The organism is Faecalibacterium tardum, from assembly GCF_040096515.1.
Taxonomy (GTDB): Bacteria; Bacillota; Clostridia; order Oscillospirales; family Ruminococcaceae; genus Faecalibacterium; species Faecalibacterium tardum.
The window spans coordinates 254,489-262,765 of record NZ_JBBMEO010000002.1; the positions used below are offsets into that span (position 1 = coordinate 254,489).

6 protein-coding genes and 1 tRNA gene are annotated in these 8,277 nt (G+C 58.6%); 3 read left to right on the forward strand and 4 right to left on the reverse strand.

The window, feature by feature from the left end:
* The first annotated feature begins 205 nt into the window (after nucleotides 1-205).
* Together WMO44_RS03450 and WMO44_RS03455 are read left to right on the forward strand one after the other, a co-directional pair.
* Nucleotides 206-1,777 carry a peptide ABC transporter substrate-binding protein gene (locus WMO44_RS03450; protein ID WP_349151748.1) on the forward strand — a complete coding sequence of 524 codons (1,572 nt, stop codon included), beginning with the start codon at nucleotides 206-208 and terminating at the stop codon, nucleotides 1,775-1,777.
* A gap of 65 nt (nucleotides 1,778-1,842) precedes the next feature.
* Nucleotides 1,843-1,918, forward strand: a tRNA-Gly gene (locus tag WMO44_RS03455).
* A gap of 185 nt (nucleotides 1,919-2,103) precedes the next feature.
* Here the strand turns inward: WMO44_RS03455 and WMO44_RS03460 are convergent.
* From WMO44_RS03460 to WMO44_RS03475, 4 genes are all read right to left on the reverse strand, one after another.
* The gene (locus tag WMO44_RS03460) at nucleotides 2,104-3,285 is read right to left on the reverse strand and encodes an FprA family A-type flavoprotein (protein ID WP_349151749.1); all 1,182 of its coding nucleotides are present in this window, start codon (nucleotides 3,283-3,285) and stop codon (nucleotides 2,104-2,106) included.
* A 122-nt stretch (nucleotides 3,286-3,407) separates the two neighbouring features.
* Nucleotides 3,408-4,745 (reverse strand): DNA recombination protein RmuC, encoded by a 1,338-nt coding sequence (locus tag WMO44_RS03465; protein ID WP_349151750.1) that lies wholly within the window; start codon nucleotides 4,743-4,745, stop codon nucleotides 3,408-3,410.
* 59 nt (nucleotides 4,746-4,804) lie between these two features.
* Complete coding sequence (locus WMO44_RS03470) at nucleotides 4,805-6,268, reverse strand: transglutaminase-like domain-containing protein (protein WP_349151751.1); 1,464 nt, start codon at nucleotides 6,266-6,268, stop codon at nucleotides 4,805-4,807.
* 23 nt (nucleotides 6,269-6,291) lie between these two features.
* The gene (locus tag WMO44_RS03475) at nucleotides 6,292-7,359 is read right to left on the reverse strand and encodes an alpha/beta hydrolase (RefSeq protein WP_349151752.1); all 1,068 of its coding nucleotides are present in this window, start codon (nucleotides 7,357-7,359) and stop codon (nucleotides 6,292-6,294) included.
* A 203-nt stretch (nucleotides 7,360-7,562) separates the two neighbouring features.
* Here WMO44_RS03475 and WMO44_RS03480 point away from each other — a divergent pair, with 203 nt between their 5' ends.
* Nucleotides 7,563-8,081 (forward strand): GNAT family N-acetyltransferase, encoded by a 519-nt coding sequence (locus WMO44_RS03480; protein ID WP_349151753.1) that lies wholly within the window; start codon nucleotides 7,563-7,565, stop codon nucleotides 8,079-8,081.
* The last annotated feature ends 196 nt before the right edge of the window (nucleotides 8,082-8,277 follow it).

Consider the following 8,277-nt stretch of genomic DNA (forward strand, 5'->3'; position numbering starts at 1 on the left):
CACGGGCAGCGCGGGGATCACTTTGCTGTACCATTATAGTCCATTTGCGCCCAATTGGCAACGGAAAACCGCACACTCTGCTTCAAAAAGCCCGGTAAATTCACAAAAAGGCAATTGTTTTTTCTGCTACTTTCTGCTACACTTGTCGTTGCAGAGCGTTTTTTGCCGTTTCTGCGCGAAGATGAACGGAATGAGGTTATTCTTTTTGAAACGATGGTTACGTTTTACCGCAGCGGTGCTGGCTGCTGCGTTTCTTTTTGCCCTGACCGGCTGCGGCAGCTCCACAAACTCTGCCAGCTTTACATGGTTCGTGGACAGCATCCCCGCAAATCTGGACCCGCAGGTGGCTTCCGGTGCATCGGACGTCATCGCCTGCGAAAACCTGTACGGCACACTGGTGCGCAAGGATCCGAACGGCGAGCTTGTGCCGGGGCTCTGTGAGAAGTGGACAGTCTCCTCAGACGGGCTGACCTACACCTTTACCCTGAAGGACGGCCTGACCTACGCAGCCGCCAAGGGTGCCGCCACAGAGTACGACATTACCGCCGAGGATTTTGTGTTTGCGTTCCGGCGCATTTTCCGTGCCGATACCGCCTCGCCCTACGCAGTGGAGTTTTCAGCCATCCAGAACAGCGCCGCCGTGCAAGCGGGACTGGCGGACGAAAGCAGTCTGGGCGTTTCGGCCAATGGGGCACTGACGTTGGTGTTCCGGCTGAGCGAGCGGGACGATAACTTCTTAGCAAAGCTGGCATTGCCCGGTGCAGCCCCCTGCGACGAGGCTTTTTTTGAGAGCACCCGGGGCACCTACGGGCTGACCGCCAAGACTACGCTTGCAAGCGGCAGCTTTTACCTGTATAACTGGACAACAAACGGTCTGTTTTTACGCCGCACCGTGGAAAGCCCGCTGGTCGGCAGTCTGCGTCTGGTGCAGGACACCAGCGGCAGCGGCAAAAGTGCAGCCCAGCTTATTGCCGACGACAAATGCTCGGCAGCGCTGGACGAGAGCGGCGAAGCCACCAGCTTACAGACGGTAAGCTATTCCGACACCACATGGGCGCTGCTCTTCAACACGGCGGAGGGCTCAGTGTTCCAGAACCAGCAGCTGCGGCAGGCGTTGGCCGGTATTGCCCGGGAAAACGCCACCGTGCCCTCCGGCGGCCTGTATGCCGCCGCAAAGGGACTTGTACCGGAGGGGCTGACCGTAGACGGGCTGGACTACCGCGATGCTGCCGGTGACCCCCTGCCCACCATCTCTGAACCTAAGGCTTTGTATCTGGCTGCGCGGCAGGGCATGGCCACCTCAGATTTTTCCGGTGTGACCCTGCTGCTGCCCAAGAACGCCGGGCTGGGCGAACTGGCCGACCAGATCAACAGCGCATGGCAAAAGGAGTGCTCCCTGTTCTTCTCGGTGGAAGAGGTAGAACAGGACGAGTTTGACGCCCGCATTGCCGCCGGGAAATACACCATTGCCCTTGCGCCCATCCGTGCAGAGGGCGGCAGCGTGTACCAGATGTTGCAGCAATTCACCGCTGAGGGCGGCAGCCTGACCGGCTACGCTGATCCTGTATACGCTGACCGGCTGGCACTGAGCGCCCAACAGACCGGCAAAGCCCGCTGTGCCCTGCTGGCGCAGTGCGAGCAGCAGCTGCTGGAAAGCTGCACCGTGGTGCCCCTGATGGCACAGCAGAAGCGTCTGCTGCTGGCAAACGGCGTGCGCGACTTGGTATTCGACCCGTTTTTCCCGGTGCTGGACCTGACATGGGCCAAAATGAGTTGACCGCAAATTTCGTGCGGAAAAGCCTTGACATTCCTGCCCTGCTTTGTTACAATAATGGAGCACTTGCAGGGTTAGCTCATCCGGTAGAGCGACTGCTTCCCAAGCAGTAGGCGGCGGGTTCGAGTCCCGTATCCTGCTCCAGAATATGGCGGTGAAACGTTCAAAATCTGTTCGTTTTGCCGCTTTTTTGTTTGTGTCCATTTCAAAAAATGACGTAAAATTTTGTGTTTTCCGCTCATAATCTAGCAGATAATGGAACAAAAAACACTCCCGGGCTTTTTATGGAAAGTCCGGGAGTGTTTGCGTTTAACTGATTTTATATCGTGTTACTTTGCCACGAGTTCTGCGGCAAGGGCGTCCATCTGTGCCTCGGCAGCGGCGTTGGCGGCAGAGCGGATGGTGACCACGTTCTCGCAGAGGGTGATATTTTTCATGCTCTCCAACTCTGCACGCATAAGCTTTGCAGCCATGGGTGCCCAAGTGCCGTTTTCCATCAGGCCAACGGTGCGGTTCTGGAAGTTCTTGGTTTTGAGGTGGGTCAGCAGGTTTTCCATCGGCGGGAAGAGGAAACCATCATAGGTGGCACAGGCCAGCACGATCTTACCGCAGCGGAAAGCCTCGGTGACAGCGTAGGACACATCGGTACGGGTCAGATCCATCTCCACCACCTTTGCGCCCTGTGCGCGCAGCTTTTCAGCCATGGTGTGGGCGGCGGCGCGGGTGTGGCCGTGGATGGAAGCGCTGGCCACCAGAATCTTTTCCGGCTCCTCTGCCTTATAGCTGGACCAGAGATCGTAGTAGTTCAGGTACTTGCCCAGATCGCCGGTGAGCACCGGGCCGTGCAGCGGGCAGATAGTCTTGATATCCAGTGCAGCGGCCTTTTTAAGCAGCGCCTGCACCTGCGGGCCGTACTTGCCCACAATGTTCAGGTAGTAGCGGCGGGCCTCGCTGGCCCAGTCGGCATTTTCGTCAAACTTTGCCACCGCGCCAAAGCGGCCAAAGCCATCGGCGGAGAACAGTACCTTTTCGCTGCTCTCATAGCTGACCATGACCTCCGGCCAGTGCACCATGGGAGCAAACACAAAGGTGAGGGTGTGGGTGCCAAGGCTCAGGCTCTCGCCATCTTTCACCACCACGCGGCGCTCCGGGGCAATGGCATCTGCGCCAAAGAACTGCTCCATATACTGGAAGGTCTTGGCGTTGCCAACCACCTGCATTTCCGGGTAAAGTGCTGCCAGCTTTGCCACGTTAGCACCGTGGTCCGGCTCCATGTGGGAAACCACCAGATAGGCGGGCTTGCAGCCGCCCAGTGCCTCGGCAAGGTTTTCCAGCCAAGGCTCGGTAGCGCGGGCGTCCACCGTGTCCAGAATGGTGGTCTTTTCGTCCAGAATGACATAGGAATTATAGCTGACCCCGGTGGGCACCGGATACTGGCTCTCGAACAGGTCGATGGTGGTATCGTCCACGCCCACACCAAGGATGGCTTCACTGATTTTTTTCATGCTCATACCGTTCAGACTCCTTTTGGGTTTATCTTGTGCCGTAAATTGGCAAATATTTCTGAGAACAATTCCTATTGTAGCACATCGTCAGAAATTTCGCAAGGGATAATGCGGGGAGCTTCTGCGCATCAAAGCTCTTCCCCGCTCTCCGGCAGACGTGCCGTTACTGGTCTGCCCGGCTCGGTGTCCAGCTCCAGCAGGGTGGCGGCGGTGTTCTCGTCCAGCGTCTGCACCGCACGCAGCTTGCGGCTGATGGCACGGCTGCGCACCCCGATGAGGTTATCCAGCTCTTCATCGGTCTGGCGCAGGCGCTGCTGCATCTTGGAAAGTCCCTGCCCGAACTTATCAAACTCGGTCTTGACCGCACCCAGCAGCTGCCACACCTCGCCGGAGCGCTTCTGGATGGCAAGGGTCTTGAAGCCCATTTGCAGGCTGTTGAGCAATGCTGCCATGGTGCTGGGGCCGGCCACGTTCACCTGATAATCCCGCTGCAAAACTTCCAACAGCCCGGCGTTCACCACCTCGGCGTACAGCCCCTCAAAGGGCAGAAACAGGATGCCGAAGGCTGTGGTATAGGGCGGCTCCACATATTTTTCCCGGATGTCCTTTGCCTCGCTGCGCAGCACCAGTTCCAGCGCGTGGCGGGCGTTTTCCACTGCCTGTGCATCGCCGGAAGCCTGCGCATCCTGCAGGTGGGCATAGGTATCGCCGGGGAATTTGGAGTCGATGGGTAGCCAGACACTGTTGCCGTCCACACCGGGCATACGGATGGCGTACTCCACCCGCTGGGTGCTGCCGGGGATGGTGGCCACGTTGGTGTCGTACTGCTCCGGTGCAAGGATCTCTTCCAGAATCGCGCCCAGCTGGATCTCGCCCAGAATGCCGCGGGTCTTAACGCCGGAAAGCACCTGCTTCAGCCCGCCCACATCGGCGGCAAGGCTCTGCATCTCGCCCAAGCCCTTGTACACCTGCTCCAGCTGGTCGTTGACCGCCTTAAAGCTTTCGGTTACCCGCTTTTGCAGCGCGTCCTGTAATTGCTCGTCCACAGTATGGCGGATCTCATCCAGTTTCTGGGCATTCTGTGCCTGCATGGCGGCAAGGCCGTCTGCCAGCGCTTTGCGCATCTCCTCCAGCTTGCGGACATTGGAGGCTTCCAGTCCCTGCAAGCGCTGCTCCATGGTCTGCTGCTGGGTGTTCTGCCCTGCCGTCAGGGTACTGCTCATGCCCTGCACTGCGGTTTGCAGGGTGTCGCTGATGTGCGCCATCGCGGCCAGATTCTGCTGTGCCTGCTGCGCCTGCTTTTCTTCCAACACCCGCGCCTGTGCTTCCAACTGCTGGCGCAGCCACTCTTTCAGAGCTTCGTCATCCTGCCGGGCGGCGGGCTTGCCGGTGCGGTACAGCAAAAGCGCCTGCAACAGGCAGATGGCCACCAGCAAAAGCGTATACAGTCCTGCCAAAAATCCCATAGACATTCTCCTTTAACTCAAAAATCCGGGTCTTGCGGTAATGGCAGACCCGGATGTGCTTATACTTCCTGATGCTTTACGATTTCGTGTGTAGTCTCCACCTGCTGGCCGTACAGACCCACGCCGTCTACCTCTATCTCGCCTACCTGATTATCACAGGGGTCGGCGCGGAAGGAACACATGGGCGGGTCGAAGGGCGCGCAGATATCGCTGTTAGCTACCATGCGGTCGGTGTCCAGATTGCCGAAGTAGTGCAGGCGCATCTTCTCGTTGCCCGCACGCGCCATAGACGCACCGGCAGAGCAATCGGCGTACATCCAGCCCTTGGGCGCGATGTAGAACATTGCCCAGTCGTGGCAGCCGGCTGTCTCCGGCCGTGCCACCATGCCGCTCTGCCACTTTGCCGGGATGCCTGCAATGCGGCAAAGGGTGATAAAGGTAGCGGCCATCACGCCGCAATCGCCCCGGCGGCTGCGGGCGCAGTTATCGGTGATGTTCTCGTGCACAAAATACATGGGCTGGAAGTGGTAGTGCACGTTCAGGGTGACAAAATCATAAATGCGCTTTGCCTTCTGCACGGGGTCGGTGATGCCCTCGGTCAGCTGCGCAGCCAGTGCCTTCATATAGGGGGTAAAGGCGATGTGGGGCAGCTGCTCGGCGGTGTCAAAATCCGGCTGCACCGGGTCGGCCTGCATTTCCAGCGGGGCAGCGTAGTGTGCAGTGCTGCGGTAGCTGTACTGTGCCCCAAAGCGGCAGTTCTCGGCAAGGTCTGCCTCCCAGTACGCGGTGCGCTGGGGTGCGGTTTCCGGCGCAATATAAGTGGGCTGGGCGGTAAAGCTGTCCAGCGTGATATTGCTCTGTGCCGGGCAGGCAGCAGGCAGCGGCAGCCACACCTTGACGTGCACGGTGTTTCTGCCCTCAGCCTTTGCGGCAGCAAGGGCATGGGCAAAGGTCTCGTCCGTCATGCCGATGCTGGTGCGCAGGGTAATGTCTGCGCTGACTGCACCGGTGCGCACCATCTGGTCGTGCTGGGGCTCAAAACGATCCCAGCTGCGCTCCGGGACGGGCGGGTCCAGCTGACGGGCGGCAAGGTCGGGATGGGTAGCCACCAGCGTTTCGGCGGCGCGGTAGATATAGCGCTTCTTCCCCTCCACAAAGCGCCAGTCCATCTGACCGGCAGCATCCAGCGCGGCGAACTCCTCGGCGGTAAAGTCCCGCAGGGTGGCTTGCAGCTGGTTCAGCAGCTGCTCGGCGGTGAGAGTGTAGTCTCGCGGCAGACGGCGCAAAATCTCCCGGTGCGCCAGCAGACCCTGCCGCCACGCATCCACGCCGTGAGGAGTGGGGTTTACCGGCAGCGCACCCTGCGGGTGCAGGGGCTGGTTCTGGCTGGCAGTCCAGTCCTCAGCCAGACAGGCATCGATGCGCGCAATGGCGGCATCGTAGTAGCCCGCCTCCTTCAGGCGGCGGATGTCGTCCGGCAGCTCCATGTTCAGGTATGCAAAACAAGTATTCTGATCCATCATGCTCTACTCCTTTTTATTTATAGTCAAGCAGCGGTCTGCTGCTCCCAGAAAGCTACAGCTTCCGTCAGCCAGCCCTCGGCATCAGTGTTATCGCCTACCCCGATGCAATGGGGTGCAGACTCAAACACCTTTACAACATAAGGCACCTTATGAGCTTCCAGCGCTGCTTGCAGCGCTGGGCCCTGCACCTGATTGATCATCCAAGGCAGCACCTTGTCATCCTTCCCGTACCAGAAAAATACCGGCGGATAATCATCCGTGATAAGATCTGCCACACTGGAGCAGTAATAGTGCCACCCATAGTTGCCGGTATCCATAAACGCCTGATACGCGATCTTTACCTCTGAAAAGTTCACAACTGAATAACCCAGCAGCAATGCGCCGGGTCTTGCAACGCCGTAATGACCGTAGCCGCGCTCCTTGTTCGCAAACACACCCGCAAGCTGACCACCGGAGGAGTAGCCTACCAGCGCATAGTTCTGCGTCTGGATGGAAAGCTCCTCGTCAAGGCTCGTCACCAGCTGCACCGCCCGTGCCAGATCCTGAAGCGGGGCGTTGTTGCCCAGATCCAAGAAGGTGCGGTAGCGCAGCACAAACACAGCATAGCCCAGTTTATGCAGCTCGTAGGCGGTGGAGCCGCCCTCGCCCATCTCTGAGGTTATGGTCAGGGCGTTGCCGGGGATCACGATAGCCGTTTTGGCGTTGGGCGTCTCTGCCGGGTAATAAAACAGCTGCACACAACCCAGACTGGAATTTTGTTCGATCTCCTCCGGGGTGTAGACCTGATAGGTGACCTTGACGCCCTTATTATAGTTATCAATGATAAGGTTTAGCGCAGCAATGCCGGATTCCCGGTCGGTGTCGCCAAAATAATCGTGCAGGGTCTTGTTTTTCCAGCGTGCCACCATCAGCGGCGTCATCTCGCGGCAATATGTATAATAGCCGGTTCCTTGGATCGCCGGGTTCGCGCGCAGCTGTGCCATCGTAGTTTCTGCGGTGACATGGGGTGCGCTCTCTGCGCCAAAGGCAGGCAGCGCCGCGCAAAGCACAAGCCATACCATACACAGCAGCACCTGTACAGTTTTCTTCATACATCCTCCATGGGAGACAGCACGCCCCTGCACTGCCCCGCTCCGTATTCTTGTTCCCCTATTGTATCACAAACGGGTGGGATGTCAAAGCAATTTCTGTGCAGTCCGCTTCTTGTACCGCCCGACAAATTCTGCTATACTGAAACCTATCCGGGAGTGGAAAGAGAATGTGGGCATTTTTTCGGCCCGCCGAGGATGAAAGTATGGATAAGATCATCATCCGGCCTATGACGCCGGAGGACTGGGGCGCGGTCTCCAGAATCTATGTTGAGGGCATCGCTACGGAATACGCCACCTTCCAGACCGAATGCCCGCCCTATACCGCGTGGGACGCTTCCCACACAAAGGCGTGCCGTCTGGTCATTCTTTCCGGCGGAGTTCTGGCAGGGTGGTGCGCCCTGCACCGGATAGACCCCCGCTGGTGCTACCGGGGCGTGGCCGAGGTGAGCATTTATGTAGGTGAGCAGTTTCGGGGGCACGGGCTGGGCTTCCGGCTGTTGAGCGCCCTGTGCGCCGCCGCCGAAAAGGCCGGGTACTGGACGCTGCAATCCACCGTTTTACAGGATAACGCCGCCAGCCGTGCCCTGCACGCCAAGTGCGGCTTCCGGCTGGTAGGACGCCGGGAGCGCATTGCGCGGGACTGCCATGGCCGCTGGCTGGACACCTATCTGATGGAGCGCCGCGCCGCCGCAGATGAACCGGAGGGGTTCAAAAAGCTGTGACCAGCTGCCGAGTGCAGGCCAACGATTGGATATGGTCTCCGCTTACGCTCTGGCTATTTTCAGCAGAATTATTATTTTATTTGCAGACCGGGAAAATCCGCAGATCTTCCCGGTCTGCCTTTTTACGATGTATAAAGCAGAAGGAGCCGCTGCACAGAAATTGCTTTGACATCCCACCCGTTTGTGATACAATAGG

Bases quoted from the DNA above. Each gene is read 5' to 3' on its own strand.
- WMO44_RS03460 (WP_349151749.1), bottom strand. From the start codon at position 3,285: ATGAGCATGAAAAAAATCAGTGAAGCCATCCTTGGTGTGGGCGTGGAC.
- WMO44_RS03470 (WP_349151751.1), bottom strand. From the start codon at position 6,268: ATGATGGATCAGAATACTTGTTTTGCATACCTGAACATGGAGCTGCCG.
- WMO44_RS03475 (WP_349151752.1), bottom strand. From the start codon at position 7,359: ATGAAGAAAACTGTACAGGTGCTGCTGTGTATGGTATGGCTTGTGCTT.
- WMO44_RS03480 (WP_349151753.1), top strand. From the start codon at position 7,563: ATGGATAAGATCATCATCCGGCCTATGACGCCGGAGGACTGGGGCGCG.
- WMO44_RS03465 (WP_349151750.1), bottom strand. From the start codon at position 4,745: ATGGGATTTTTGGCAGGACTGTATACGCTTTTGCTGGTGGCCATCTGC.